Origin of the sequence: Aeromicrobium erythreum (assembly GCF_001509405.1) — a bacterium.
Lineage (GTDB): Bacteria > Actinomycetota > Actinomycetes > Propionibacteriales > Nocardioidaceae > Aeromicrobium > Aeromicrobium erythreum.
Window position 1 is genome coordinate 694554 of sequence record NZ_CP011502.1, and the last position, 26288, is coordinate 720841.

28 protein-coding genes and 3 tRNA genes are annotated in these 26288 nt (G+C 72.4%); 18 read left to right on the forward strand and 13 right to left on the reverse strand.

Annotated features, from left to right (window positions below; translation table 11 throughout):
* Nucleotides 1-36: 36 nt before the first annotated feature.
* Both Aeryth_RS03400 and Aeryth_RS03405 read left to right on the forward strand, forming a co-directional pair.
* A complete protein-coding gene (locus Aeryth_RS03400) occupies nucleotides 37-570 on the forward strand; it encodes an Lrp/AsnC family transcriptional regulator (RefSeq protein WP_067854658.1) in 534 nt (177 codons plus the stop codon).
* Nucleotides 571-873: 303 nt separating this feature from the next.
* On the forward strand, nucleotides 874-1077 hold the full coding sequence (locus tag Aeryth_RS03405; protein ID WP_067861297.1) for a DUF4177 domain-containing protein: 204 nt from the start codon (nucleotides 874-876) through the stop codon (nucleotides 1075-1077).
* 60 nt (nucleotides 1078-1137) lie between these two features.
* Here Aeryth_RS03405 and Aeryth_RS03410 read toward each other — a convergent pair whose 3' ends face one another.
* The 4 genes from Aeryth_RS03410 to gabT all read right to left on the reverse strand — a co-directional run bounded on the left by Aeryth_RS03410 (nucleotide 1138) and on the right by gabT (nucleotide 5513).
* Entirely contained in the window at nucleotides 1138-1380 is a 243-nt protein-coding gene (locus Aeryth_RS03410; RefSeq protein ID WP_067854660.1) for a hypothetical protein, read from the reverse strand.
* Nucleotides 1381-1420: 40 nt separating this feature from the next.
* Nucleotides 1421-2836, reverse strand: coding sequence for an NAD-dependent succinate-semialdehyde dehydrogenase (locus tag Aeryth_RS03415; protein WP_417864592.1), 1416 nt, complete (start codon nucleotides 2834-2836; stop codon nucleotides 1421-1423).
* Nucleotides 2837-2907: 71 nt separating this feature from the next.
* Complete coding sequence (locus tag Aeryth_RS03420; RefSeq protein WP_202967704.1) at nucleotides 2908-4152, reverse strand: Glu/Leu/Phe/Val family dehydrogenase; 1245 nt, start codon at nucleotides 4150-4152, stop codon at nucleotides 2908-2910.
* Between the two features lie 23 nt (nucleotides 4153-4175).
* A complete protein-coding gene (gene gabT / locus Aeryth_RS03425; RefSeq protein ID WP_067854664.1) occupies nucleotides 4176-5513 on the reverse strand; it encodes a 4-aminobutyrate--2-oxoglutarate transaminase in 1338 nt (445 codons plus the stop codon).
* A gap of 140 nt (nucleotides 5514-5653) precedes the next feature.
* Between gabT and Aeryth_RS03430 the strand changes: the two genes are divergently transcribed.
* Nucleotides 5654-6562: a LysR family transcriptional regulator gene (locus Aeryth_RS03430; RefSeq protein ID WP_067854666.1), complete on the forward strand. Its 909-nt coding sequence runs from the start codon at nucleotides 5654-5656 to the stop codon at nucleotides 6560-6562.
* Here Aeryth_RS03430 and Aeryth_RS03435 read toward each other — a convergent pair.
* Nucleotides 6546-7229, reverse strand: a complete 684-nt coding sequence (locus Aeryth_RS03435) for a cache domain-containing protein (protein WP_067854669.1) — start codon at nucleotides 7227-7229, stop codon at nucleotides 6546-6548. The genes Aeryth_RS03430 and Aeryth_RS03435 overlap by 17 nt on opposite strands.
* Nucleotides 7230-7233: 4 nt before the next feature.
* Nucleotides 7234-7977, reverse strand: a complete 744-nt coding sequence (locus Aeryth_RS03440; RefSeq protein ID WP_067854672.1) for a FadR/GntR family transcriptional regulator — start codon at nucleotides 7975-7977, stop codon at nucleotides 7234-7236.
* Between the two features lie 185 nt (nucleotides 7978-8162).
* Here Aeryth_RS03440 and Aeryth_RS03445 point away from each other — a divergent pair, with 185 nt between their 5' ends.
* From Aeryth_RS03445 to Aeryth_RS03490, 10 genes are all read left to right on the forward strand, one after another.
* Nucleotides 8163-9194: an ABC transporter ATP-binding protein gene (locus Aeryth_RS03445; protein ID WP_067854675.1), complete on the forward strand. Its 1032-nt coding sequence runs from the start codon at nucleotides 8163-8165 to the stop codon at nucleotides 9192-9194.
* A 36-nt stretch (nucleotides 9195-9230) separates the two neighbouring features.
* On the forward strand, nucleotides 9231-10406 hold the full coding sequence (locus Aeryth_RS03450) for an ABC transporter substrate-binding protein (protein ID WP_067854677.1): 1176 nt from the start codon (nucleotides 9231-9233) through the stop codon (nucleotides 10404-10406).
* Nucleotide 10407: 1 nt separating this feature from the next.
* Complete coding sequence (locus Aeryth_RS03455; protein ID WP_236749809.1) at nucleotides 10408-11328, forward strand: ABC transporter permease; 921 nt, start codon at nucleotides 10408-10410, stop codon at nucleotides 11326-11328.
* Nucleotides 11329-11337: 9 nt separating this feature from the next.
* Nucleotides 11338-12138 carry an ABC transporter permease gene (locus Aeryth_RS03460; RefSeq protein ID WP_067854680.1) on the forward strand — a complete coding sequence of 267 codons (801 nt, stop codon included), beginning with the start codon at nucleotides 11338-11340 and terminating at the stop codon, nucleotides 12136-12138.
* 85 nt (nucleotides 12139-12223) lie between these two features.
* Nucleotides 12224-13570: an NAD-dependent succinate-semialdehyde dehydrogenase gene (locus Aeryth_RS03465; RefSeq protein WP_067854683.1), complete on the forward strand. Its 1347-nt coding sequence runs from the start codon at nucleotides 12224-12226 to the stop codon at nucleotides 13568-13570.
* 148 nt (nucleotides 13571-13718) lie between these two features.
* Entirely contained in the window at nucleotides 13719-14750 is a 1032-nt protein-coding gene (locus Aeryth_RS03470) for a quinone-dependent dihydroorotate dehydrogenase (RefSeq protein ID WP_083516226.1), read from the forward strand.
* Nucleotides 14751-14823: 73 nt separating this feature from the next.
* Nucleotides 14824-14896 (forward strand) — tRNA-Thr (locus Aeryth_RS03475).
* Nucleotides 14897-14923: 27 nt separating this feature from the next.
* A tRNA-Met gene (locus tag Aeryth_RS03480) sits at nucleotides 14924-14997 on the forward strand.
* Nucleotides 14998-15041: 44 nt separating this feature from the next.
* Nucleotides 15042-15212, forward strand: a complete 171-nt coding sequence (gene rpmG / locus Aeryth_RS03485; RefSeq protein WP_055964149.1) for a 50S ribosomal protein L33 — start codon at nucleotides 15042-15044, stop codon at nucleotides 15210-15212.
* A 133-nt stretch (nucleotides 15213-15345) separates the two neighbouring features.
* A complete protein-coding gene (locus tag Aeryth_RS03490) occupies nucleotides 15346-16371 on the forward strand; it encodes a UDP-N-acetylmuramate dehydrogenase (protein WP_067854686.1) in 1026 nt (341 codons plus the stop codon).
* Nucleotides 16372-16414: 43 nt separating this feature from the next.
* Here the strand turns inward: Aeryth_RS03490 and Aeryth_RS03495 are convergent, their stop codons facing one another.
* From Aeryth_RS03495 to Aeryth_RS03510, 4 genes are read right to left on the reverse strand one after another with little or no spacing between them, the layout of a single operon-like run.
* Nucleotides 16415-16726, reverse strand: a complete 312-nt coding sequence (locus tag Aeryth_RS03495; RefSeq protein WP_067854688.1) for a hypothetical protein — start codon at nucleotides 16724-16726, stop codon at nucleotides 16415-16417.
* Nucleotides 16723-17733, reverse strand: a complete 1011-nt coding sequence (locus Aeryth_RS03500) for an adenosine deaminase (RefSeq protein WP_067854691.1) — start codon at nucleotides 17731-17733, stop codon at nucleotides 16723-16725. The genes Aeryth_RS03495 and Aeryth_RS03500 overlap by 4 nt, the downstream gene beginning before the upstream one ends.
* The gene (locus Aeryth_RS17815) at nucleotides 17730-18227 is read right to left on the reverse strand and encodes a hypothetical protein (protein WP_067854697.1); all 498 of its coding nucleotides are present in this window, start codon (nucleotides 18225-18227) and stop codon (nucleotides 17730-17732) included. Before Aeryth_RS17815 ends, Aeryth_RS03500 begins: the two co-directional genes overlap by 4 nt.
* 27 nt (nucleotides 18228-18254) lie before the next feature.
* Nucleotides 18255-19694, reverse strand: a complete 1440-nt coding sequence (locus Aeryth_RS03510; protein WP_067854704.1) for an NAD-dependent malic enzyme — start codon at nucleotides 19692-19694, stop codon at nucleotides 18255-18257.
* Between the two features lie 521 nt (nucleotides 19695-20215).
* Between Aeryth_RS03510 and Aeryth_RS03515 the strand changes: the two genes are divergently transcribed.
* From Aeryth_RS03515 to rplA, 5 genes are all read left to right on the forward strand, one after another.
* Nucleotides 20216-20291, forward strand: a tRNA-Trp gene (locus tag Aeryth_RS03515).
* Between the two features lie 45 nt (nucleotides 20292-20336).
* Nucleotides 20337-20558, forward strand: a complete 222-nt coding sequence (gene secE / locus Aeryth_RS03520) for a preprotein translocase subunit SecE (RefSeq protein WP_067854707.1) — start codon at nucleotides 20337-20339, stop codon at nucleotides 20556-20558.
* 30 nt (nucleotides 20559-20588) lie between these two features.
* A complete protein-coding gene (gene nusG, locus Aeryth_RS03525) occupies nucleotides 20589-21413 on the forward strand; it encodes a transcription termination/antitermination protein NusG (RefSeq protein WP_067854710.1) in 825 nt (274 codons plus the stop codon).
* Between the two features lie 73 nt (nucleotides 21414-21486).
* On the forward strand, nucleotides 21487-21915 hold the full coding sequence (rplK, locus tag Aeryth_RS03530) for a 50S ribosomal protein L11 (RefSeq protein ID WP_067854713.1): 429 nt from the start codon (nucleotides 21487-21489) through the stop codon (nucleotides 21913-21915).
* A gap of 81 nt (nucleotides 21916-21996) precedes the next feature.
* Nucleotides 21997-22713 carry a 50S ribosomal protein L1 gene (gene rplA, locus Aeryth_RS03535; RefSeq protein WP_067854716.1) on the forward strand — a complete coding sequence of 239 codons (717 nt, stop codon included), beginning with the start codon at nucleotides 21997-21999 and terminating at the stop codon, nucleotides 22711-22713.
* 88 nt (nucleotides 22714-22801) lie between these two features.
* On the opposite strand, the gene Aeryth_RS03540 is transcribed toward rplA, so the two are convergent.
* Genes Aeryth_RS03540 through Aeryth_RS03550 form a run of 3 tightly spaced genes read right to left on the reverse strand, consistent with a single transcriptional unit; the run spans nucleotide 22802 to nucleotide 26230 of the window.
* Nucleotides 22802-23662, reverse strand: a complete 861-nt coding sequence (locus Aeryth_RS03540; protein ID WP_067854719.1) for a histidine kinase dimerization/phospho-acceptor domain-containing protein — start codon at nucleotides 23660-23662, stop codon at nucleotides 22802-22804.
* A complete protein-coding gene (locus tag Aeryth_RS03545) occupies nucleotides 23655-24353 on the reverse strand; it encodes a response regulator transcription factor (RefSeq protein ID WP_067854724.1) in 699 nt (232 codons plus the stop codon). The genes Aeryth_RS03540 and Aeryth_RS03545 overlap by 8 nt, the downstream gene beginning before the upstream one ends.
* Nucleotides 24354-24379: 26 nt before the next feature.
* On the reverse strand, nucleotides 24380-26230 hold the full coding sequence (locus Aeryth_RS03550) for an Ig-like domain-containing protein (RefSeq protein WP_144433649.1): 1851 nt from the start codon (nucleotides 26228-26230) through the stop codon (nucleotides 24380-24382).
* Between the last annotated feature and the right edge of the window lie 58 nt (nucleotides 26231-26288).

Sequence of the window (26288 nt, forward strand, 5' to 3'; positions counted from 1 at the left end):
TCGAGATGGGGCGCCGATGCCGACTATCGTTCGTCCATGGCTGGTGTCCCGGGCGGTCCGTCGAACGGCTCGGGCACGGGCGCGCCCGGCTCGCGAGCCATCACGCTCGACGACATCGACCGTCGTCTTCTCGACGTGCTCGCCGACGACGCCCGCGTTCCGAACAACGTGCTCGCCGAGCGGGTCGGCATCGCGCCGTCGACGTGCTCGCTGCGTCTGCGCCGCCTGGTGTCGAGCGGGGTGGTCCGCGGCTTCCACGCCGACCTCGACCCGGCCGCCGTCGGTCGGCCGATCCAGGCGATGATCGCCGTGCGGCTGCAGCCGGCGGCCCGCGCCGACATCGGGACGGTCGCGCCCCGGCTCGCCGCCCTCCCCGGCGTGCTCAACGTCTTCTTCCTCTCCGGCGACGACGACTTCCTCATCCAGGTGGCGCTCCCGTCGCCGGACGCCCTGCGCGCCTTCGTCATCGACCACCTCAGCGCCTCGCGGGAGTTCACGTCGACCGAGACGAGCCTGGTCTTCGAGCACGTGCGCGGGTCGGCATCGACGTGGGACGTCCGTCCGGCCTGAGGTCCTCGACGGTGGGGCACATGGCCCCGGCTCCGGATACTGGTGACGACGGTGCGAGGTGGACGTCGCCCCACGCTCAGCTGGCCGACTGGACGGTAAGGGTTGCCACGGGTCCCGCGAGGGAGAAGGTTCCAGAAGTAGACCCCGGGCCTCCGCCAGCCATCCGTCCCATCGACTGGGCCGAAACGCGCACCCCGGGATTCGCCGGACCTTCGTCCGTTCGGCCACGCTCGGACCCCTGGCGGCGGTAGACATCCGCTGAGGACCGCGACCGTCGCGCTCCCGTGACGAGAGGTGTCGACGATGAACTACGTGGTCCTGCAGGTGACGCTCAAGGAGAAGCTGCTCAGCTCGAGGTCGGGGAACCTCGCCGAGCTCGAGAACGCGATCAACGCGCAGGCCGCGAAGGGCTACCGCCTGCACACGATCACCACCGCCTCCGCCGCGAGCGGTGGTTTCGGTGGTGGCGACCGCATCCAGGCGACGATGGTGTTCGAGAAGCTCTGATCGCGGCGTCGGTCCGCCGGTCCGACTCGTCGGCCTGCAGTCGGACGTCCGCCGACCCGCCTACCCGCCGCGCTGCTGGGTGGCGACGGTGAGCGACTCCGCCTCGTCCTCCAGCACGTAATCGTCCGGGTCGTCGCCGACCCGGTCGCGCAGGTCGGCGGCGGAGACGATCTCGAGGGCTCCCTCGTCGTCACCCCCGTCCACGACCCTGACCTCGCCCTCGACGAGCCCGAGGAAGCAGTCGGGTGACGCGGCGAGGAGGTTGCGGAGGTGGCGTGGGGTGACGGTCTGCGGTTCGCTCATGCCTGCATCGTTCCCCGCCACGCCCGCGTGAATCGTCGGGTCAGCCCGGCCAGTCGACGCTGAGGTACTGCGTCTCGGTGTACTCCGCCAGGCCCTCGCGGGCGCCCTCGCGGCCGAGGCCGCTCTGCTTCACCCCGCCGAACGGGGCGGAGGGGTCGGAGACGAGCCCGCGGTTCACGCCGACCATGCCGGCGTCGAACGCCTCCCCGAGGCGGATCGCTCGCTGCAGGTCGCGGGAGAAGACGTAGGAGGCCAGCCCCATCTCGCTCGCGTTCACGAGGGCGAGCAGCTCCTCGTCGGTGCGCCACGTGACGATCGGCGCGACCGGCCCGAACAGCTCGTGGTCGAGGATCGCGGCGTCGGCGGGGACGTCGACCAGCACGGTCGGCGCGAAGAAGTGGCCCGGCGCATCGGGGACGGGCGCTTGGTGGCTGATCCGGGCCCCGGCGACCACGGCGTCGCCGACCACGTCGGCGAGCGTCTCGACGGCGGCTGCGGAGATCAGCGGGCCGACCGCCGCGCCCGACCGTGCCGGACCGACCGTCAGCTGCTCGACCTCGGCTCCGAAGCGCTCGACGAACGCGTCGACGACGTCGGCGTGCACGTAGAACCGGTTGGCGGCCGTGCAGGCCTGCCCGCCGCCGCGGAACTTGGCGACCATCGCCCCGGCCACGGCGGCGTCGAGGTCGGCGTCGTCGGCCACGACGAACGGTGCGTTGCCGCCCAGCTCCATCGAGGCGTTGACGACACGCTCCGCCGCCTGGCCCAGGAGGATGGAGCCCACCCGGGTGGACCCGGTGAACGAGATCTTGCGGACGCGCGGGTCGCCGAGCCAGTGGCCGACGACGCCTGCCGCGTCGGTGGTGGGCACGACGTTGACGACGCCGTCGGGCACGCCGGCCTCCGCGAGCAGGCGGGCGACCGCCAGCGCGGTCAGCGGCGTCTCGGCCGCCGGCTTGAGCACCACGGTGCACCCGGCGGCGAGCGCGGGCGCGATCTTCCGGGTGGCCATCGCCGCGGGGAAGTTCCAGGGCGTCACCAGCGCAGCCACGCCGACCGGGCGGTGCGTGACGATCGTGCGCGTGCCGCCGGCGGGGGAGGAGCCGTAGTCGCCGTGGGGGCGCACGGCCTCCTCGGCGAACCAGCGGAAGAACTCGGCCGCGTACACGACCTCGCCGCGTGCGTCGGCGAGCGACTTCCCGTTCTCGAGGACGATCAGCGCGGCGAGGCGGTCGACGTCGCCGTGCATCAGCTCGAACGCACGGTGCAGCACGACCGACCGCTCGCGCGGTGCCGTCCGGCGCCAGGTGGCGAAGGCGGCCTCCGCCGCGTCGACCGCGGCCGTAGCGTCGGCGAGGTCGCCGTCGGACACCTGCGCCACGACCGTCAGGTCGGCCGGGTCGACGACGTCGAAGGTGCCGTTGCCGCCCTTGCGCCACTGCCCGCCGACCAGCACGCCGCTGCCGGGATCGATCAGGTGCAGGTCGAGGTCGGACAGGTCGGACTCGGGTACGGCGGCACGGGTGCTCACGGGTAGAGGCCTCTCTGGAGGTGGGCGTCGGCGACACGCTTGACGGCCAGGCTGGTGGCGGCCGCGCGCAGCGTCAGGTCGAGGGAGCGCGAGTGCGCGAGCACGTGCCGCCAGGCCGCGGTCATCCGGTCGGCGAGGCGTCCCTCGACCTCGTCCTCGGTCCACCAGTACGCCTGGTTGGCCTGGACCCACTCGAAGTAGGAGACGATCACGCCGCCCGCGTTCGCGAGGATGTCGGGCACGACCACGACGCCGCGCTCGGCGAGCACCGCGTCGGCCTCGGCCGTCGTCGGGCCGTTCGCGCCCTCGACGACGAGGCGCGCACGGACCCGCTCGGCGTTCGAGCCGTTGATGACGCCCTCCACCGCGGCGGGCACGAGCAGGTCGACGTCGAGCTCCAGGAGGTCGGCGTTCTCGATCGGCTCGGCGCCGGCGAACCCGACGACGGAGCCGGTCGCGTCGACGTGCGCCTCGAGCGCGGCGACGTCGAGGCCGTCGGCGCGCTGCACTCCGCCGTACTGGTCGCTCACGGCACGCACGGTGACGCCGGCGTCGGCGAGGAAGCGGGCAGCGCCGCGCCCGACCTTGCCGAAGCCCTGCACGGCGGCCGTCGCGGCGCGAGGGTCGAGGCCGACGTGGGCGAGGGCCTGCAACGCGACGATGACCACCCCGCGCGACGTGGCCGACGCGCGCCCGAGCGACCCGCCCAGGCTGATCGGCTTGCCGGTCACGACACCGAGCACGGTGTGGCCGAAGTTCACCGAGTAGGTGTCCATCATCCAGGCCATCGTCTGCTCGTCGGTGCCGACGTCGGGGGCGGGGATGTCGTGCGCCGGACCGATCAGTGGCGCGATCTCCGACGTGTAGCGCCGCGTGACGCGCTCCAGCTCGGCGGCCGAGTAGTGCCGGGGGTCGATGGCCACACCGCCCTTCGCGCCGCCGTACGGCACGTCGAGCAGCGCGCACTTCCAGGTCATCCACATGGCGAGCGCACGCACCTCGTCGAGGTCCACGTCGGGCGCGTACCGCAGGCCGCCCTTGCCGGGGCCGCGGGAGTAGTTGTGCTGCACGCGGTGGCCGGTGATGACCTCGACGCTGCCGTCGTCGCGGCGCAGGGGGATGCTCACGGTGATCTCGCGGCGCGGGGCGGCGAGCAGCTCGTACATGCCCTCGTCGAGGCCGAGCAGGTCGATCGCCTCGCGCAGCTGCGAGCGGGCGTCGTCGAGCGGGTTTCCGGTCACGGGGTGCTCCTCGGTCGGTGTGGTCACTGGGCCGCGCCCACCAGCGTGGAGGCGAAGGCCGCCTCGAGCACGTCGAGACCCTCGCCGAGGAGCGTGTCGTCGATGGCCAGCGGCGGCAGGAGGCGCAGCACGTTGCCGTAGGTGCCGCAGGTGAGCACGATGACGCCCTCGGCGTGCGCCGCCGCCGACACCGCGCGGGCGAGGTCGGGGTCGGGGTCGGTGGTGCCCGGGCGGACGAGCTCGACGGCGATCATCGCACCGCGTCCACGCACGTCGCCCACGCGTGCGTCGCGCGCCTGCAGGGCGTGCAGGCGCTCCTTCAGGAAGGCCTCCACCGCACGGGCCCGCTCGACCAGGCCGTCCTGCTCGACGGTCTCGATCGCGGCGAGCGCCGCAGCGCACGCGAGCGGGTTGCCGCCGTACGTGCCGCCGAGGCCGCCGGCGTGCGGTGCGTCCATGATCTCGGCGCGGCCGGTCACGGCCGAGAGCGGCAGACCGCCCGCGATGCCCTTGGCGGTCACGACGAGGTCGGGCACGACCCCCTCGCGGTCGCAGGCGAAGAGGTCGCCCGTGCGGGCGAAGCCGGTCTGCACCTCGTCGGCCACGAACACGACGCCGTTCTCGCGGCACCAGGCGGCCAGGGCGGGCAGGAAGCCCGGGGCGGGCTCGATGAACCCGCCCTCGCCCTGGATGGGCTCGACGACGACCGCGGCCACGTTGACGGCGCCGACCTGCTTCTCGACCACGTCGAGTGCGCGGGCCGCGGCAGTCGCACCGTCGAGGCCGCCGTCGCGGAACGGGTACGACAGAGGAGCCCGGTACACCTCGGACGCGAACGGCCCGAAGCCCTGCTTGTACGGCATCGACTTCGCCGTCATGGCCATCGTCAGGTTCGTCCGGCCGTGGTAGGCGTGGTCGAAGACCACCACCGCCTGGCGGCCGGTGTGCGCGCGCGCGATCTTCACCGCGTTCTCGACGGCCTCGGCGCCGGAGTTGAACAGCGCGGTGCGCTTCTCGTGGTCACCGGGGGTGAGCCGGTTGAGGGCCTCGGCGACGGCGACGTAGCCCTCGTAGGGGGTCACCATGAAGCACGTGTGGGTGAACGCGGCGACCTGCTCCTGCACGGCCGCGACTACCCGCGGCGCACTGTTGCCGACCGTCGTCACGGCGATGCCCGACCCGAGGTCGATGAGGCTGTTGCCGTCGACGTCGACGACGACGCCCCCGCCGGCCTGGGCCGCGAAGACCGGCATCGTCGTGCCCACGCCGCCCGCGACGGCCGCGCTCTTGCGGGCCATCAGCTCCTGCGACCGAGGTCCGGGGAGCGGGGTGGTGAGGTGACGTCTCTGGGGCACGGACATGGCGGGTCCTCTCGCGGTCGGCCTGACGGGTCCAGGCGTGCTGCCGTAGCTGCGGCGTGCCCAGTCTCGCCCCGTCCCACCCATGCCGTCCAATGCCGATCGACGATCACATCCATGCATCCAGTGCATAAAATGGCGCCATGGAGATCCGGACGCTCACGTCCTTCGTCGCCGTCGTCGACGCGGGCACCGTGAGCGCGGCCGCCGAGCGGGTGCGCGTCACGCAGCCCGCCCTCTCGCGCCAGCTCCGCCAGCTCGAGCGCGAGCTCGGCGTCGACCTCTTCGAGCGCGTGGCCGGACGGCTCGTGCTGTCCGCCGCGGGACGCAGCCTCCTGCCGCTGGCCCGCGACGTGCTGGCGTCGGCCGAGACGCTGCGCACCGCCGCCCGCGTGCAGGCCGAGGGCGGCCTCGACCGGGTCACCATCGCGGCGCCGGCCACGACGCTCGCCGACGTCGTCTCGCCGTTCCTCGCCAGCCTGCGCGACGACGACCCCACGCCGTCCGTCGTCGAGACGGCCGCGCTCGACGTCGACGACGCGATGCGCCGCGGTGCCGACCTCGTCGTCACCACCCGTCGCCCCCGTCGTCCGCTCCGCTCGGCGGCGCTGCCCGAGCTCCCGGTGTGGGCGTACGTGCGAGCTGACCACGCGTGGGCCGACCGCAGCAGCGTGGGGCTGGCCGAGCTGCTCGAGCACGACGTCGTCACCGTGCCGCCGACGTTCGCCGCGCGTCAGGTGCTCGACACGGCCGTCGAGCGCGAGCAGCGCTGGCCGGCCTCGCTCGTGGAGGCGAGCAGCGGCACGGTGGCGCAGGCGCTCGCGGCGGCCGGGCGCGGGGTGGCCGTCGTGTCCGACGACGTCCGGTACGGCCTGCGGGGCCTGCGCGTGCGCTCCGGCGGGGCCGACCTCGCGGTGCGGCTGTTCGTGGCCTGGTCGTCCACGCACCCCGCCGAGGCGTCGCTGGCCGCGCTGGCCGAGCGGCTGCGCACGTTCGTCGTCGCCGCCTACCCCGACGAGACGAGGGCCACGGGGGTCACGCCAGCACGGTGAACGGCAGGCCCGCGCACGGCACGTGCGTGCCGAACGCGTCGCGGTCGACGGGCTCGCCCGCGAACAGGTGCACCTGCGAGGACAGCACGACGCGGTCGTGGTCGTTGACGAGCGTGGCGTGCGCCGCGCGGAAGGTGTCGAGCAACGTGCGCTCGACCGTCTCGGCGAGCACGTCGGCCCCCATGACGCCGAGCATCCGACCGTCGCGCTCGACGGGGACGGTCGAGGTGAGCATGAACTCGTCGGTGCAGACGTAGTCGATGTAGGGGCCCGTCACGTGCGACGCGTGGCTGCGCTGCGGCGTGCGGAACCACTCCTGGCGGCTGTAGTCGGTCGACTGCACGAGGGCGATCGAGTCGGGGATGCGCCCCTGGTCGTCGCCCTGCCACCAGGCCAGCAGGTACTCCTCGTCGGTCAGCAGGCCGGGGGAGACGACGAACCCGGCGCCGACGGTGTGCGCGTCGGCGAGCACCTCGAGCGCGTGCGGACGGACGGCGTCGAGGACCCGCGCGGCGGAGACGTCGCCGTCGAACAGGGGCGCGAGCGCGTCGCCGCTCTCGCGCAGGCTGTGCAGCAGCGGGTGGAACAGCGCCTCGACGGCCTCGACGCACGCGCCGAGGCCGACAGGGGTGGGGGTGGGCGTGGGGACGGGGGTGCGGTCGGTCATGGGCTCACCTGATCCTCGCGTGCAGCTCGGCGAGCTCGCCGAGGAGTCGTCGGACGCGCCGGCGCACGAGCGCGCGTGCCTCGTTCCCGTCGTGCGCGGCGATCGCGGCCAGCAGGGCCGCGTGGTGCTCGCGCAGCTCCGCCTGCCGGTCGGGGTCGCGCAGCCCGAGCCGCAGCAGGGCCCCGAGCTCCATCTCCAGACGCATCACCTCACGGGCGAGGTGCGCGGAGTGCGAGAGCGCGGCGACGGCGAGGTGCAGCTCGGTGTCGGCGGCGCGGAGGGTGGTCGCGTCGGTCGTGCCCGGGTCGGGGAGGATCTCGCGGAGGTCCTCGACCTCCTCCACGTTCGCACGCTCCGCGGCGAGCTCGGCGCAGCCGCTGAGGACGGTCGCGTAGTGGATGCCGTGGTCGGCGATGTCGACGCGGGTCATCGCCGCGACGCGCCGCTCCAGCATCTCGTCGGCCGCGCCGACCGGACGGGTGACGAAGGAGCCGCCGCCGCGCCCCCGCGTCGTCGTGACGAGTCCCTGCGCACGCAGCGACACGAGCGCCTCGCGGGCGGTGACCGTGGCGACGCCGAGCATCGCCGCCAGCTCCGACTCGCTCGGCAGCCGCTCGCCGTCCTCCAGGATCCCCGAGCGGATGGCCTGCGCGAGCCGCTGCTCGACGCGCACGGCACGCCCCAGGTCGCCGATGGGCGCGAACACGGCCGTGCGCGCTCGGGTCGAGCGGCGTCGGACGGCGGCCATGCATCTCCTCGGGTCGACGTCCAGGCTCGGTCGGTGCGGGACGACGGTGGCACCTGTTTACCGGATGGTGACAGAAAGCTGTTTACATTTAACATCTGAAGCCATAGGTTTCTCGACGCGGACAGGGCTCACCAACCCTCCCGCCCCGGCGCGCACGGCGTCGGGACGCCCGCCGAAGGAGACCGATGAGCAGCACCGGCACCACCCCCGCGATCCGCCTGACCGGGCTCCAGAAGCACTTCGGCGACGTCCGTGCCGTCGATGGCGTCGACCTCGAGATCGCCGACGGCGAGTTCTTCTCGATGCTCGGACCGTCCGGGTCGGGCAAGACCACGGTGCTGCGTCTCGTGGCCGGCTTCGAGCAGCCGACCGGCGGCACGGTGGAGCTCGCCGGTCGCGACGTCACCGGCACGGCGCCCTTCGAGCGCGACGTCAACACCGTCTTCCAGGACTACGCGCTCTTCCCGCACATGAGCGTGCTCGAGAACGTCGCGTACGGGCTGCGCGTGCGCGGGGTCGGCAAGGCCGAGCGTCGCAGCCGCGCCCGCGAGGCCCTCGCGACCGTGCGCCTCGACCACGTCGCCGACCGTCGACCGACCCAGCTCTCCGGCGGGCAGCGCCAGCGCGTCGCCCTCGCCCGCGCGGTGGTCGTCCGTCCCAAGGTCCTGCTGCTCGACGAGCCCCTCGGCGCCCTCGACCTCAAGCTCCGCGAGCAGATGCAGGTCGAGCTGAAGCAGCTCCAGCGCGAGCTCGGCATCACCTTCGTCTTCGTGACGCACGACCAGGAGGAGGCGCTCACGCTGAGCGACCGGGTCGCCGTGTTCAACGACGGCCGCATCGTGCAGCTCGGCAGCCCCCAGGAGGTCTACGAGCGGCCCGTCGACGAGTACGTCGCCTCGTTCGTCGGCACCTCGAACCTGTTCGACGCCGAGGCTGCGCGCGCCGTCCTCGGCCGCGACGGTCGCTACGCGCTGCGCCCGGAGAAGATCCACCTCGCCGCCGAGCCCGACGCCGGTGCCGCGACCCCGGAGCACGACCGCGTCCGCGGCGTCGTCGCCGAGACCATCTACCTCGGCATCGGCCGCCGCGTCGTCGTCGACACCGAGCACGGGGCCCGCCTCGTCGTCCTCGAGCCGTCGACGGCGCCCGCCGCCGTCGAGCGGGGCGACCAGGTCGTCGCCTCCTGGCGTCACGCCGACCTCGTGACGCTCGCCTGACCCCCACCCACACCCATCGAAGAGGACGGAACCGAGATGATCCCCACGACCAGGAGAGGACGCGTCGGCGCACTCGCCGCCGCCGTCACCTGCAGCCTCGCCCTCGCCGCCTGTGGCGGGGGTGGCAGCGACGACGCCGCCACCGAGGCACCCACCAAGCTCGGCAAGAACGAGGGCCAGGTCTCGATCCTCGCGTGGCCCGGCTACGTCGAGGACGGCAGCAACGACCCCGACGCCGACTGGGTCACCGACTTCGAGAAGGAGACGGGGTGCAAGGTCACGAGCAAGGTCTACGGCACGTCCGACGAGGCGTTCAACCTCGCCAAGTCCGGCGACTACGACGTCGTCGCCGCGTCCGGCGACCTCACGCTGCGCATGGTCGCCGCCAAGGCCGCGGCCGAGGTCAATACCGACCTCGTGCCCAACTACGCCAAGGTCTTCGACTTCCTGAAGGACCAGGAGTGGAACACCGTGGACGGCAAGAACTACGGCGTGCCGCACGGCTACGGCGCCAACCTGCTGATGTACAACAGCGACGTCGTGAAGGACGAGCCGACGTCGTGGGACGTCGTGTTCGACAAGGGTGCGCAGTACAAGGGCAAGGTCACCGCCTACGACTCGCCCATCTACATCGCCGACGCCGCCATGTACCTCATGGCCAAGCAGCCGGAGCTGAAGATCGAGAACCCGTACGCGCTCGACGAGAAGCAGCTCGCCGCGGCGGTCGACCTCCTCAAGGAGCAGCGCGCCAACGTCGGCGAGTACTGGTCGGACTACCTGAAGGAGGCGTCGGCGTTCAAGACCGGCGACTCGGTGGTCGGCACCACGTGGCAGGTCATCGCGAACACGATCGACCAGGACAACGTCAAGACGACGGTGCCCGAGGAGGGCGTCACCGGCTGGAACGACACCTGGATGATCGCGGCCAAGGCGAAGCACCCGAACTGTGCCTACGCCTGGCTGAACCACATCGAGGACCCGGAGACGAACGCCCAGGCCACCGAGTACTTCGGTGAGTCGCCGAACTCCGAGGAGGCGTGCGAGTTCGCCAGCGAGGGCTTCTGCGAGACGTACCACGCCGGCGACAAGGCCTACTCGGACAAGATCTGGTACTGGCGCACGCCCATCGAGCAGTGCCTCGACGGTCGCACCGACGTGACGTGCACGGACTACTCGGACTGGACCAAGGCCTGGACCGAGATCAAGGGCTGACGTGACCCAGCCGAACGCGCCCGTGGTGGCCGCTCCGTCCCCCTCCGGGGCCGGGGCGGCCACCCGCCGGGCCTCCTCCTTCCTCGCCACCCGGCCACGGCTGCGGCTCGGCCTCCTCCTCTCCGCACCGCTCACCTGGCTCGTGCTGGTGTACGTCGTCGCGCTCGCGGCCCTGCTCGTCACCGCGCTCTGGTCGGTCGACGCCTTCACCGGCGAGATCGTCCGCGGTCTCACGCTCGACAACCTGCGCGAGGTGGCCACCGAGTCGCTGTACCGCACCGTCACGCTCCGCACGCTCGGCGTCGCGGCGCTCGTGACCGTCATCGACGTCGCGATCGCGCTGCCCATCGCCTTCTCCATGGCCAAGGTGGCCTCGCCGCGCGCTCGACGGATGCTCGTCGTCGCGGTCCTGACCCCGCTGTGGGCGAGCTACCTCGTCAAGGCTTTCGCGTGGCGCTCGCTGCTCAGCGAGGGCGGTCTCGTCGACTGGGTGCTCGACCCGTTCGGCGCGCACAGCCCCGGCTACGGGCTCACGGCCGTCGTCATGACGCAGGCCTACATCTGGCTGCCGTACGTCATCCTGCCGATCTTCGCGGGCATGGAGCGCGTCCCCGACGCGCTGCTCGAGGCCGCGGGCGACCTCGGCGCCTCGGCCGGCACGACGGTCCGCACGGTCGTCATGCCGCTGCTGCTGCCCGCGATCGTCGCCGGCTCGATCTTCAGCTTCTCACTCACGCTGGGCGACTACATCAGCGTCAACATCGTCGGCGGCGCGAACCAGATGCTCGGCAACCTCGTCTACACGAACGTCGGCGCGGCCAACAACCTGCCGCTCGCCGCCGCCATCGCGCTCGTGCCCATCGTCATCATGCTCGGGTACCTCGCGGCGGTCCGTCGCACGGGCGCCCTGGACAACCTCTAGGAGCGCGCCGTGACCCTCAGCCCGACCTCGCGCCGAGCCCTGCTCGCCGTCACCGCCCTCGTGCTCGTGCTCATGTACGCGCCGCTGCTCGTCGTGGTCGCGAACTCCTTCAACCCCGACCCGTCGATGACGTGGCCGCCCGACGGCTTCACCACCGAGTGGTGGGTCCGGGCGTTCCACAGCGCGGGCGCCCGTGACGCGGTGCTGACGAGCGTCGAGGTGGCGCTCGCGTCGACGGCGGTCGCGCTGGTGCTCGGCACCCTCATGGCGTTCGCGCTGCAGCGCTTCCGGTTCTTCGGGCGCAACACCGTGAACCTGCTGGTGATCCTGCCGATCGCGCTGCCCGGCATCGTCACGGGCGTCGCGCTCAACAACGCGTTCCGCGGCATCCTCGCCATCGAGCTCGGCGTCGCGACCCTGGTGGTCGCGCACGCGACCTTCTGCATCGTCACCGTGTTCAACAACGTCGTCGCCCGGCTGCGGCGGATGGGCGGCAACCTCGAGGAGGCCTCGGCCGACCTCGGCGCGGGGCTCTGGACCACCTTCCGGCTGGTCACGTTCCCGCAGCTGCGCTCGGCGCTGCTCGCCGGCGGCCTGCTCGCGTTCGCGCTCAGCTTCGACGAGATCATCGTGACCACGTTCACCGCGGGCCCCGGCACCACGACGCTGCCGATCTGGATCCTCAACAACCTGTTCCGGCCCAACCAGGCGCCGGTCGTGGCCGTCGTCGCGGTCGTGCTCATCGTTGTGTCCGTCGTGCCGATCTGGATCGCCCAGCGCATCGCCGGCGAGGCCGAGACCGTCCGATGAGCGCACGCCTCGTCACCGGGCCGACCTCCGCGCCCTCCCGTAACGTCGGCCGTGCCGACACCGCCACCCCCTCGAAGGAGCACCGATGAGCCTGTACGCCGTCACGAACCCCGCCACCGGCGAGGTCGTCAAGGAGTACCCCACCGCCACCGACGCCGACATCGAGGCCGCGCTCGCGTCGGCCCACGAGGCCTACCGCGGCTGGTCGAAGAGCTCGACGGTGGCCGAGCGCGCCGCGCTCGTGCGCCGCGTCGGCGAGCTGCACGCCGAGCGCCGCCAGGAGCTCGCCGAGATCGCCCAGCGCGAGATGGGCAAGCCGCTCGAGGAGTGCCTGGGCGAGGTCGACTTCTGCACGGCCATCTACGAGTTCTACGCCGACAACGCCGAGCGCTTCCTGGCCGACGAGCCGCTCGAGCTGCTCGAGGGCGAGGGCTCGGCCGTCGTCAAGCGCAGCGCCGTCGGCGTGCTGCTCGGCATCATGCCCTGGAACTTCCCGTCGTACCAGATCGCCCGCTTCGCCGGCCCGAACCTGGCGCTCGGCAACACGATCGTGCTCAAGCACGCCCCGCAGTGCCCGGAGTCGGCCGAGGCGCTGCAGAAGATCTTCCTCGACGCCGGCTTCCCCGAGGGCGCGTACGTCAACATCTACGCGACCAACGAGCAGATCGAGGAGATCATCGGCGACAAGCGCGTCCAGGGCGTGTCCCTGACCGGCTCCGAGCGGGCCGGCGCCGCCGTCGCCGCGATCGCCGGACGCCACCTCAAGAAGGTCGTGCTCGAGCTCGGCGGGTCCGACCCGTTCATCGTGCTCGGCGCCGACGACCTCGACGCCACCGTCGAGCAGGCCGTCAACGCGCGGCTCGACAACACCGGCCAGGCCTGCAACGCGGGCAAGCGCTTCATCGTCGTCGAGGACCTCTACGACTCCTTCCTGGAGAAGTTCACCGCCAAGATCCTCGAGGCGGCCGACGGCATCGCACCGCTCTCGTCGAAGGAGGCCGCCGAGCGGCTCGCCGACCAGGTCGACCGCGCCGTCGAGCAGGGCGCCCACCTGGAGAGCCGCGGCGAGCGCGACGGTGCGTTCTTCCCGCCCGGCGTGCTCACGGGCGTGAAGCCCGGTGACGACGCCTTCCACGAGGAGCTGTTCGGACCGGTCGGCATCGTGTTCAAGGTCAGCTCGGAGGACGAGGCGGTCGAGCTCGCCAACGACACGCCCTTCGGCCTGGGCTCCTACGTCTTCACCGACGACCCCGACCAGGCGCAGCGCGTCGCCGACCGCATCGAGGCGGGCATGGTGTTCGTCAACGGCGTCGGAGCCGAGGGTGCCGAGCTGCCGTTCGGCGGCGTCAAGCGGTCCGGGTTCGGTCGCGAGCTCGGACGCTTCGGCATCGACGAGTTCGTCAACAAGAAGATGATCCGCACCATCGCCTGATCTCGCCCTGCGAGACACCAGCGTCGTCGCGCGTCATGGGACGCCGCGGGCGGCGTCTCCTGGGTGCGTCGGTCCCGCTCCTCAACAGGGAGGGCGGGACCGACGTCGTCGTCGGGGTCGGTCCGGCGCCGGCACTAGGCTGGCGGTCGTGGTCTACGACGCGCTGTTCTCGACGGTCTTCGCCCGCATGGACCCGGAGGTCGCGCACGAGCAGGCCTTCCGGGCCATCCGCCTCGGAGGTCGGCTCGCGCGACCGCTCACGGCGGTCCCGCCCGCGCCGCGCACGGTGATGGGGCTGACGTTCCCGCACGCCTTCGGCCTGGCCGCCGGCTTCGACAAGAACGCCCGCGCGGTGCCCGGGCTGCTGGGCCTCGGGTTCGGCCACGTCGAGGTCGGCACCGTGACCGCCCGCCCCCAGCCCGGCAACCCACGCCCCCGGCTCTTCCGGCTCGTCGACGACCGCGCCGTCATCAACCGGATGGGCTTCAACAACGACGGCGCCGCCGTCGTCGCGGCCCGGCTGCACCGTCTGCGGCGCACCGCGGTCGGGGCAGACGCCGTGGTCGGCGTCAACATCGGCAAGACGAAGGTCGTGCCGGCCGAGGAGGCCGTCGCCGACTACGTCGAGAGCGCCCGGCTGCTCGCGCCCTACGCGAGCTACCTGGTCGTCAACGTCTCCAGCCCCAACACACCGGGTCTGCGCGACCTGCAGTCGGTCGACGCGCTGCGCCCCATCCTGGCCGCCGTGCGCGACGTCACCGAGCGTCTCCCGCAGGGTCGGCGGGTGCCGCTGGTCGTCAAGATCGCCCCCGACCTCGCCGACGCCGACGTCGACGCGGTGGCCGACCTCGCGCTCGAGCTGGGGCTCGACGGCATCAGTGCCACGAACACGACCATCGAGCGTCCCGCCTCGCTGCTGGCCGACCGCGCGACGATCGACGCGGCGGGCGCGGGCGGCCTGTCCGGCCCCGTGCTGGCCGACCGGGCCACCGAGGTGCTGACCCGTCTGCGCGACCGCGTGGGGGAGCAGGTGGCGCTCGTCGGGGTGGGGGGGGTGACCACGCCCGACGACGTCCGCGACCGGCTCGCCGCGGGTGCCGACCTCGTGCAGGCCTACACCGGCTTCATCTACGGCGGACCGCTGTGGCCGGCGCGTCTCGCGCGCGCTTGCAGGCCCTGAGGGCGTCACGGTCGAGGGGGGTACCCCCGATTTCGTCCTGCACGGGACTACCTGTAGTGTTGCTTCTCGGCTTGCCCCTTTAGCTCAGTCGGCAGAGCGTTTCCATGGTAAGGAAAAGGTCTACGGTTCGATTCCGTAAAGGGGCTCTGAGAGACGAGAACTCGTCCCTCCGTGGCTGGGTAGCTCAGGTGGTTAGAGCACACGACTCATAATCGTGGTGTCGCGGGTTCGAGTCCCGCCCCAGCTACCGCATCCCGGCAGCACCACCCCCAGACCAGAAGAGGCAGACCCGTGGCGAGCAAGAGCTCCGACGTTCGACCCAAGATCACCTTGGCTTGCACCGAGTGCAAGGAGCGCAACTACATCACCAAGAAGAACCGTCGCAACGATCCCGATCGTCTCGACCTCAAGAAGTTCTGCCCGCGCTGCAAGACCCACCAGGTCCACCGCGAGACCCGCTGAACCTCGTTCCTCCCGAGACCCCCGACCGCATGGTCGGGGGTCTCGTGCGTTGACGCCCTCCCGCGACGCGTCCCGCACGGGAGGGGGTGGACCGCGGGGAGGCGTGCTGGCGGTGAGGTCCTAGGCTCGACGCATGGAGCTCGCCGACGTCACCACGCTGCGCCTGGGTGGTCCCGCCCGCGACGTCGTGGAGGTGACGACGGAGGCCGAGCTGGTCGACGCCGTCCGCACCGCCGACGCCGCCGCGACGCCGTTGCTGCTCGTGGCGGGCGGCAGCAACCTGGTCGTCGACGACGCCGGGTTCGACGGCACGGTCGTGCTGGTCCGCACCCGCGGTGTCCAGGTCGAGGCGGACGCGTGCAGCGGTGCGCAGGTCGTCGTGCAGGCGGGGGAGCCGTGGGACGACCTCGTCGCCCTCGCGGTGGAGTCGGGCTGGGTCGGCATGGAGGCGCTGTCGGGCATCCCCGGATCCACGGGCGCGACCCCGGTGCAGAACGTCGGTGCCTACGGACAGGAGGTCGCGCAGACGATCGCCTGGGTGCGGGTGTACGACCGCACCCAGCAGAAGGTGCGCACGATCTTCGCCGTCGACTGCGGCTTCGGCTACCGGCACAGCCGGTTCAAGGCCGAGCCGGGACGCTACGTCGTCCTGGCCGTCGCCTTCCAGCTGCGCCTCGGCGACCTGTCGGCCCCGATCGCCTACGCCGAGCTCGCGACGCGGCTCGGTGTCGACGTCGGCGACCGCGCCCCGCTCGCCGACGTGCGACGCACGGTGCTCGCCCTGCGCGGCTCCAAGGGCATGGTGCTCGACGCCGACGACCCCGACACCTGGAGCGCGGGCTCGTTCTTCACCAACCCCGTGCTCGACGCCGAGGCGGCCCAGCGGCTGCCCGAGGCCGCCCCCCGGTTCCCGCAGCCCGACGGCAGCGTCAAGACGAGCGCGGCATGGCTGATCCAGGCGGCGGGGTTCGAGCGCGGCCACGCCACGGCGGACGGCCGAGCCAGCCTCTCCACGAAGCACACGCTGGCCCTCACCAACCGCGGCGACGCCTCGAGCGCCGACGTCCTCGCGCTCGCCCGCGAGGTCCGCGACGGCGTGCGCGACGCGTTCGGCGTCACCCTGGTGCCCGAGCCGGTGCTCGTCGGCTGCGCGCTCTGAGACGTCCCTGCGCCGCGTCGCGCACCAGCGGGCGGACGGCCTCTCAGTAGCCGGTGTCGCGGCGCAGCGCCACCAGCTCGACGACGGCCCAGCCGACCAGGGCGAGCACGGCGAGGCCGAGCGCCGTGGTCGCCACCGCGCCCAGGACGACGCCGGCGCGGGCGCGGCTCGCTCCCGTCCAACGTCCCGGCTCGCGCTCGACGTCGCGCAGCACGCCGGCGCCCAGGTACCAGGCCCAAGGGCCGAGCAGCAGCGGCACCACGAGCAGTCCGCCGACGACCGACGCGAGCCCCGTCGCGTAGGCGCGCTCGGCGGCGGGGTGCCGTTCGGCCGCGCCAGGCCCCAACGGGCTCACGAGGTCCGCCAGCGCTCGATGCCGGTGAGTGCCTCGGCCTTGAGGTCGTCGGGGGCGTGGGAGCGACGGACCGACATCGCCGCGAGGGTCGCTAGCTCGTCGTCGCTGAAGTCCTGGGCGGCGCGCAGCACGCTGTACTGGCCCGCCAGGCGCGAGCCGAACAGCAGCGGGTCGTCGGCGCCCAGCGCGACGTCGACGCCGGCCTCGACGAGCGTGCGCACCGGCACCTCCTCGAGCGTGGCGTAGACGCCCAGCGAGACGTTCGACGTCGGGCACACCTCGAGCGCGACCCCGGCGTCGGCGACGCGCGACAGCACCGCAGGATCCTCGCTGGAGCGGACCCCGTGCCCGATGCGCGTGGGATGCAGGTGGTCGAGGCACTGGGTCACGTGCGCGGGGCCGAGCAGCTCGCCGCCGTGCGGCACGAGCGACAGGCCTGCCCGCTCCGCGATGGAGAAGGCGGGCGCGAAGGCGGCCGTGTCGCCGCGTCGCTCGTCGTTGGAGAGACCGAAGCCCACGACGCCGCGGCCCGCGTACTGGGCGGCCAGGCGGGCCAGCGTCCGCGCGTCGAGCGGGTGGCGCGTGCGGTTGGCCGCGACGACCACGGCCACGTGCGTGCCGGTCCGCTCGGTCGCGTCGCGGGCTGCGTCGATGACGAGGTCGGTGAACGCGGTGATCCCCCCGAACCGGGCCCCGTACCCCGACGGGTCGACCTGGATCTCGGTCCACACCGAGCCGTCGCGCGCGTCGTCCTCGGCGGCCTCGAGCACGAGCCGGCGGACGTCGGCCTCGGTGCGCAGGACCGACCGGGCCACGTCGTAGAGCCGCTGGAAGCGGAACCAGCCCTTCTCGTCGGTGGCGACGAGCTGCGGGGGCCACTCCTCGACGAGCGCCGGCGGGAGGCGGATGCCGTCGCGGTCGGCGAGCTCGACCAGCGTGGCGTGCCGCATCGACCCGGTGAAGTGCAGGTGCAGGTGCGCCTTCGGCAGCGTGGCGACCGGCCTCACGCGGCAAGCGCCTCGTCGAGGTACGAACGGGCTCCGCCGGACTCGAGCCCGGCGCGCACCCGGTCGACGGTGGAGCGGAGCACGAGCACGTGGAACAGCATCGAGGGCACCCCGGCCACGACGGCGAGCACGAACGGCCAGGGCCCCTCGTCGAGCGTGAACGCGAGCGCGATACCGAGGATCACCGGCACCTCGGTGACGACGAAGCGCAGGATCATCAGCGTCTGGTAGGTGGCGACGGAGCGTCGGCGTGCCTCCGCCTCGCCGAGCCCGGGCGGCAGCGGGGCGGCGCGGTAGCCGACGGCCTGCGCCAACGCGAACGCCGCGGCGACGAGCGCCAGCACGCCCAGGGCGACCGGGAGGGTGAGCCGACCCTCGGACGGTGGCAGCACCACGAGCACGGCGACGAGCACGAACAGGGGCGACGAGCAGAGCGCCAGCGCGAGTACGCGCAACGTCCGGCCGGGCGACGGGACGGCGTTCGCGGCACTCATGGAGCCACGGTAGCCGTCCCGCGCCGCTCAGGCCTCGTGTGCCTTCTCCACCGCGCGGGCGGCCTTCTCCACGGCGTCGGCGACCCGGTGGTGGACCTCCGGGTGGAACACGCTCGGGACGATGTAGTCGGCGTTCAGCTCGTCGTCCTCGACGCACGCGGCGATGGCCTCCGACGCCGCGAGCAGCACCGGCACCTCGATGCCGTGGCTGTGCGCGTCGAGCAGACCGCGGAAGATGCCCGGGAACGCGAGCACGTTGTTGATCTGGTTGGGGTAGTCCGAGCGTCCGGTGGCGACGACCCGCGCGTGCTGGCGGGCCAGCGACGGGTCGATCTCCGGGTCGGGGTTGGCCAGGGCGAACACGACGGCGTCGTCGGCCATGGTCTCGACGTCGGCGGCGTCGATGAGGCGCGGCGCGCTGACGCCGATGAAGACGTCGGCGTCGCGCAGGGCGTCCTTGAGGGTCCCCGTGACCCCGCGCGGGTTCGTGTTCTCGCCGATCCAGCAGAGGGTCGGGTCGGTGTCGCCGCGCTCGGTCGAGACGATGCCGTCGACGTCGCACACGACGACGTCGCTCAGGCCGGCACCGAGCAGCAGCCGCAGGATGGCGGTGCCGGCGGCGCCTGCGCCGACGAGGACCACGCGCACGTCCTCGAGCGACTTCTCGACCACGCGCAGCGCGTTGCGCAGGGCCGCGAGCACGACGATGGCGGTGCCGTGCTGGTCGTCGTGGAAGACGGGGATGTCCAGGCGCTCGCGCAGCCGTGCCTCGATCTCGAAGCAGCGGGGCGCCGAGATGTCCTCGAGGTTCACGCCGGCGAAGCCGGGGGCGACGGCGGCGACGATCTCGACGATCTGGTCGACGTCCTGCGTGTCGAGGCACAGCGGCCAGGCGTCGATGCCGCCGAAGGTCTTGAACAGGGCGGCCTTGCCCTCCATCACCGGCAGGGCGGCGTGCGGGCCGATGTTGCCGAGGCCGAGCACGGCCGACCCGTCGGTGACGACGGCGACGCTGTTGCGCTTGATGGTGAGTCGGCGCGCGTCCTCGCGGTCGGCGGCGATCGCCTGGCAGATGCGCGCGACGCCGGGCGTGTAGACCATCGACAGGTCGTCGCGGTTGCGCAGGGCGTGCTTCGACGCGGTCTCGATGACGCCGCCGAGGTGCATGAGGAACGTGCGGTCGGAGACCTTCTTGACCTCGACGTCGGGGATCGCGCGCAGCGCGTCGGTGATGCGGTCGGCGTGGTGCGTGTCGCCGGCGGCGATCGTCAGGTCGATGCGCAGCGCGTCGCCGCGCGACGCGGCCACGTCGAGCGCGGTCACGACGCCGCCGCTCTGCTCGACCGTGGTCGTGAGGTGGCCGACGGCGGTGCCGCCGGCGGGCACCTCCAGGCGGACGGTGATGGAGTGGGACACGTTCGGCGCGGGGGAGGCCCCGACCGCGCTCTCGGTCGTCGAGTGAGTCACGATCCCCAGTCATACGCCCGCCCGCCGGTTACCGGCCAGTCGCGCACATTGTGTTCACGCCGGGTGACCTTGCTGCTGCGCTGCTCGGCTCGCGCTGGGGGTGGCTTCCGAAAGTGCCTCGACCGGGTGGCCGGGTGCAATCCACTGACGAGGGGGCCGGCCGGTCGAACGCTTCTGCGTTCACGACGGGATCCCGTAGTCAACGCAGAAGCCTTCGATCTTCCGCACGCGAACGCAGATTCTTGCGTCCACGCGGGCCACAGCCCGAGACCCGAGGCCGGCCCCCACCAAGGTCACGACGAAGGCAGGCAGCGCAGCAGCGGGACGAGGCCCACCGCACCCGGCGCACCGGCGACGTCGACGAACCCGCGCGCAGCGCACCGGCCCGTCCGTCCCGAGGCGGTTCGACTCCGCCGCCTCCCACCCCGTACACTGGTCTGACCGGTGAGAAAGTCACGCTGTCTCGTCATGCCCTCGTCCCTGCCTGCAGGACGGGCGTGGTCGACCAGGGTCACCGGCAGACGGCACTAGCTCAACTGGCAGAGCATCGGTCTCCAAAACCGAAGGTTGGGGGTTCAAGTCCCTCGTGCCGTGCCAGCACGACGCACCACCAGACCAGCACGATCCAACGAAGGGAACACCGTGAGCGAGAGCCACGAGACGTCGGCCACGAAGGAGCGGCGCACCTCCCCGCTGACCTTCTACCGCCAGGTCGTCGCGGAGCTGCGCAAGGTCGTGTGGCCCACGCGACCGCAGGTCGTCAACTACTTCTTCGTCGTGCTCGTCTTCGTCCTGATCATGATGGCGTTCGTCGCCGGCCTGGACTACGGGTTCGGCAAGGCGATGTTCGCCGTCTTCGCGTGAACCCCAGACGCACACCCGCAGAGGAACCTTGTGACTGAACAGTCCCCCGAGACGAGCCCCGTCGAGGTCGAGGAGCTCTCCGACGTCGAGGCCGCCGACGAGGCGCCCGAGGTCGAGGAGACCACCGACGACCTCGACACGCTCGACGCACCCGACGAGACGGTCGACACCGACCAGGCCGACGAGGCCGAGGTCGACGCCGACCTCGAGGCCGACGCCCCCGTCGACGCCGCCCCGGTCGACGCCCTGGCGGAGTTCCGCGAGCGCCTGCACAGCCAGATCGGCGACTGGTACGTCGTGCACACGTACTCCGGCATGGAGAAGCGGGTCAAGGCGAACCTCGAGAACCGCATCACCTCCCTCAACGCCGAGGACTACATCTTCGAGATCGTGGTCCCGACCGAGGAGGTCGCCGAGATCAAGAACGGCCAGCGCAAGCTCGTCAAGCGCACCGTCCTGCCCGGCTACGTCCTGGTCCGCATGGACCTCACCGACGAGTCGTGGGGCGTCGTGCGCCACACGCCGTCGGTCACCGGCTTCGTGGGCAACTCCCACCAGCCCGTGCCCCTCAGCCTCGCCGAGGTGGAGCAGATGCTCGCCCCGGCGGTGGAGGCCGAGGTCGCCCAGCAGGCGGCCGACGCCCCCGAGCAGCAGCAGACGGCCTCGTCCCCCAAGGTCGAGTTCGCCGACTTCGCGACGGGCGACTCCGTCATGGTCGTCGACGGTCCGTTCGCCACGCTGCACGCGACCATCACGGAGATCAACCTCGACGCTCAGCGGGTCAAGGCCCTGGTCGAGATCTTCGGTCGCGAGACCCCGGTCGAGCTGAGCTTCACCCAGATCCAGAAGGTGTGACCCCGACGTCGGCCCGGCCGACGTCCGCCACCTCGACCCGCACCACCCATCCACCAGAAGGACCCGAAGAAGAATGCCTCCCAAGAAGAAGGTCGCAGCGCTCGTCAAGGTGCAGCTGCAGGCCGGCCAGGCCAACCCCGCGCCGCCCGTCGGCACGGCGCTCGGCCCGCACGGCGTCAACATCATGGAGTTCTGCAAGGCGTACAACGCCGCCACGGAGTCCATGCGCGGCAACGTCGTCCCCGTCGAGATCACGATCTACGAGGACCGTTCGTTCACGTTCGTCACGAAGACGCCGCCCGCGGCCGAGCTGATCAAGAAGGCCGCCGGCCTCGCGAAGGGCTCGCCCGTCCCGCACAAGGACAAGGTCGGCAAGCTCAGCAAGGACCAGATCCGCGAGATCGCCACGACGAAGCTCCCGGACCTGAACGCGAACGACATCGACCAGGCCATGAAGATCGTCGAGGGAACCGCCCGCTCCATGGGCGTCACCACCGACTGACCAACCCCCACCGAGCAGTACGTGGCAGGGCCGGCTGGGCCCGCGAGACCACACCTGGTGCACAACCGAAGGAAGCCAGACATGACACAGCGCAGCAAGGCGTACCGCGCCGTCGCCGAGAAGATCGACCGCGACGCCCTCTACACCCCGCTCCAGGCCACCACGCTGGCCAAGGAGTCGGGCAGCAAGAACTACGACTCCACCGTCGACGTCTCCGTGCGTCTCGGGGTCGACCCTCGCAAGGCCGACCAGATGGTGCGCGGCACCGTCAACCTGCCCCACGGCACCGGCAAGACCGCCCGGGTCCTGGTCTTCGCCACCGGCGCCAACGCCGACGCCGCCCGTGAGGCCGGCGCCGACCACGTGGGTGCCGACGAGCTCGTGGAGCAGGTGAACGGCGGCTGGCTCGACTTCGACGCCGTCGTCGCCACGCCCGACATGATGGGCAAGGTCGGTCGCCTCGGCCGCGTCCTCGGCCCGCGCAACCTGATGCCGAACCCCAAGACCGGCACGGTGACCGTCGACGTCGCCAAGGCCGTCAGCGACATCAAGGGCGGCAAGGTGCAGTTCCGCGTCGACCGTCACGCGAACCTGCACTTCGTCATCGGCAAGGCCTCGTTCTCCGCCGAGCAGCTCGCCGAGAACTACGGCGCCGCCATCGAGGAGATCCTGCGTCTCAAGCCGGCCAGCTCCAAGGGCCGCTACCTGAAGAAGATCACGGTCTCCACGACCCAGGGTCCGGGCGTTCCGGTCGACCCGTCGCACCTGCGCAACTTCGCGGCGGCCGACGAGGCCTGAGCCTGCGTCGTCCCACCAGGACCCCCTCCGCCATCGGCGGAGGGGGTCCTGTGCGTGAGGGCGGCCCCCTTGTGGCTGCCGTCCCTGGTCAGGCTGACGGGCAGCGCCGGGGGAGGATCAGCTGCAGCTGCGACCCGGGGGCGTCCGGGACGGTCAGGTAGCCGCCGACGGCCTCGGCGGTGGTGGCCGCGGCGGTCAGGCCCGCGTCCTCGGCGGCCGCGTCGTCGCCGTGCAGGATGCCCACGGGCACCCGTCGTCCGCCGAGGTCGCCGACGCGCACGTGCACGACGTCGCGCAGCTGCGCCACGTCGACGGTCACCGTGCCGCTGCCCCGGGTGGCGGCGTGCGCCACCAGGGCGTCGACGACCTGGCGCACCGGCTCGGAGGCCACGCGCGCCCGCACGGGCGCCGCCGCGCCCAGCACCAGCCCGCGGCCCTGGTCCGACAGCGGCTCGCGCCACCGGTCGACGACGGTGGAGGTCAGCGCGACGAGGTCGACGTCGAGCTCCTCGGCCGTGCTGACGTCGCGTCGCTCCTCAAGCAGGTCGGCGACCGCCGCGCCCAGCCGGTCGACCTCGCCGATGGCGCGCTCCAGCTCGACCGTGATCTCGGCCGGCACCTGCTCCCAGCGGGTCAGGTCCTCCAGGGAGAGGCGTAGGGCGGTGAGCGGGGTGCGCAGGTCGTGGGAGGCGCTCACGGCGATCGCGCGCTCGCGGTCGACCTGGCCGTCGAGCCGGTCGGTCGTCTCCTGCAGGGTGCGGCCGAGGTCGTCGAACGGTCGGGTCACGTGCCGGGCGGCGACGAGGCCGACCACTCCCGCGAGCACGGCGGCTGCGAGCGCGGCGGCCACGTGCGCGAGCACGCCGTGGTCGGCGAGGTCGGACGTCGTCGACAGCAGCAGCACGAGCAGGGCCAGGCCGACGAACGCTGCGACCAGCCGCTCACGCATCGGCGCCGCCGGTCTCCCAGCGGAAGCCCACGCCCCGCACGGTGACGAGCCGCGCCGGTGCGTCGGCGTCCTCGAGCTTCTGGCGCAGCCGTCCGATCGTCGTGTCGAGGGTCTTCGTGGAGCCGAACCAGTTCTCGTCCCACACCTCGTCCATCACGCGCTCGCGCGTGACGACGCTCCCGCCCGCGGACTCGACCAGGGCGAGCACGTCGAACTCCTTGACGGTCAGCCCGAGCTCGGTGCCGTCGACCCAGGCGCGGCGCGTGTCACGGTCGACCCGGACGCCGCCGGCGACCGGGTCGTCGGGGACGGCCGGTGCGGTCCGCGCCGTGCGCCGCAACAGGGCACGCACCCGGGCCAGCAGCTCGGCGAGGGCGAACGGCTTCGGCAGGTAGTCGTCGGCGCCGACGTCGAGGCCGACGACGCGGTCGAGCTCGCCGCCACGCGCGGTCAGGATCATGACGCCGCCGTCGTAGCCGGACGCCCGGGCCCGCCGGCAGACCTCGAGCCCGTCGACGTCGGGCAGGCCGAGGTCGAGCAGGACGAGGTCGACGGTCTCGGCGGCGAGCCGCTCGAGGGCCTCGCCGCCGGTCGCGACACGCTCGACGACGTAGTCCTCGCGCTCCAGGGTGCGCACGAGCGGGGCGGCGATCTGGTCGTCGTCCTCGACGACCAGCAGGGTGGGCGACATCTCAGGAAGCATACGGTCGGTCCGCCTCAGAAGTCTCGGTCGGCGGTGCCGGTCTCGGTGGCCGGCGCGGTGGAGCACTTCTGACCGGTCAGGTCCGTGGCGCTGGCCGAGGGGCTCCAGACCATCGTGGCCGCGGTGGTCACGGTGCGCAGGCCCGTCCCCGAGCTCACCGCACCGAGCCGGATCGTCACCACCGTGCGCGTCGCCGTGCCCACGGTGACGGTGCTGGCCGTGACGGTCCCGTTCCACTGCAGGGTCTTGCCGTTCTTCAGGTAGTCGGCCCGCAGGTTGATGCTGCCGAGGTTCAGGCCGGGCACGTCGAGCGTGTCGTCCCTCGAGCCGAAGCCGACGGAGGAGACCGCCCCGTCGCGAAGCCGCACCGTGACGGCCCGCGCCGTCCCGTCCCACCCGGCCACGAGCGACGCGGGGGAGACCTTCTCGCTGTACGTGAGCGTGACGGTGTCGCCGCTGTCGAGCCGGCCCACGGTCCCGCCGCCGTTGGCGGCCTGCACGTCGAGGGCGCGCACCGGGCTGTTGTCGACGACCCGGCCCGCGACGATGCTCGAGACGGTCGTCGTGCCGCGGGCGTCCAGCAGCACGGCGCGCAGGTCGATGCTGCCGTCGGCGACCGTCCTCGTGTCGAAGGCGCAGCTGTAGGGCGCGGTCGTGTCGGTGCACACGTCGGTCCAGGTTCCACTGCCGGCGACGGCGCGCTGGATCCGCACCGACGTCGCGCCGGCGGGGGCGTTGGCGCTCGCGGCGAGCGTGACGGTCCCGGTGAGGTACGTGCCCGGGTCGGTCATCGACACCGAGGAGACGGTGTTGTCGACGACGCGTCCGGTCACGACCGCGGAGGTGGTCTGCAGGCCGACGCCGTCGGTCGCGACGGCGCGGACGGAGTAGGTGCCGTCGGGCAGTGCGGTGGTGTCGAAGCGGCACGACCACGGAGCGGCCGTGACGGTGCACAGCGAGCGCCAGGTGCCGGAGGTCCCCGCCACGTACTGCAGGTCGACCGTGTCGACGCCCGCTCCGGCGTCCGACGCCGTCGCCGCGAACGTGCGCACACCGCTGAGCGGCGTGCCGGGGTCGACCATGGTGACCGTGGGGCGGGTGTTGTCGACGAGCACGTCGGTCTGCACGACGGACGTGTAGGTCGTCACGCCGGCCACGACCGCGGCGCGCAGGTCGTAGGACCCGTCGGCGAGGCTCGCGGTGCTCCACTGGCAGGTCGCGACGTTCGAGACCAGCAGGACCCCGGTGCAGGCCGTCGTCCAGCGGCCGGAGCCGGCCGGTGCGTACTCCAGGCGCGGTGTGCCGAACGGCAGGCCCGCGTTGTAGACGGTCATGGTCGCCGTGACGGTGCCGCTGACGGCGTCGGCGACGGGCGACAGCGCGATGGCGAAACTGTTGGCCACGTAGGTGCGGACGACGTCGGAGGTCGTGCTGTAGCCGGCGCGGTCGGTGGCGACCGCGCGCAGGTCGTACGGACCGTCGGGGGTGGTGCCCGTGCGGGTGTCCCACGCGCAGGAGTACGGCGCCGTCGTGTCGGTGCACAGCGTCGTCCAGGTGGCGGCGTCCGCGGCCTGGTACTGCACGACCACCTGCGCGACCCCGGACTGTGCGTCGCTCGCGGTCGCGGCGATCGTCGCCGTGCCGCTCACGCTGCCGCCGGTCGGCGGGGTGACGGCCACGGTGGGCGGCGTCCAGTCCGCCGCGGCGGTCACGGTGCTAACGGAGTTCATCGTGCGGGCCGTGAACGTCGCCGACGAGAAGCCGGTCGCGGAGACCGCGACGGCGACGAGGACCGCCACGAGACCTACCAGGGGCAGGCGGCGCCGGGCAGGCGCCGGAGCGAGGTGGCGGGCGTTCATCGGCATGTCTCCCACGCTACGAAGAGGGGCTCCACAGGACGGTCACGCGCAGGTCACGCGCGCT